Source organism: Halomonas marinisediminis (assembly GCF_004347715.1).
GTDB classification, from domain to species: Bacteria; Pseudomonadota; Gammaproteobacteria; order Pseudomonadales; family Halomonadaceae; genus Halomonas; species Halomonas icarae.
Genome location: NZ_SLTR01000291.1, coordinates 1 through 292 on the forward strand (window position 1 = coordinate 1; position 292 = coordinate 292).

General features: G+C 59.9%; 1 protein-coding gene. It reads right to left on the minus strand.

The genetic code is table 11. The features are described 5' to 3' along the window. Nucleotides 1–9: 9 nt before the first annotated feature. Nucleotides 10–292, minus strand: a 283-nt coding sequence (locus tag E0702_RS16740) for an integrase core domain-containing protein (RefSeq protein ID WP_165927599.1), incomplete at its 5' end; no start/stop codon positions are given.

Here is a 292-nt window from a genome sequence, read left to right on the forward strand (position 1 = left end):
GACACATTTTCAAGCGACAGCTGCCAATTCAATCTCCCTCGGCGTCTGGTAGCCCAGGGTCGAGTGGAGCCGGCAGCTGTTGTACTCCATCTCGATATATTCGATCACATCCCGCCGTGCTGCCTGTCGGCTCCAGTATCGCTGGCCAGCCAGCCACTCGCTTTTCAGTGAACCGAAGAAGCGCTCCATGACGGCATTGTCCCAGCAGTTCCCCTTGCGGCTCATCGAGGCCTGGAACCCGTGCCGATCCAGCGTGGAGCGGTAGTCACGAGACGCATACTGACTGCCGCGG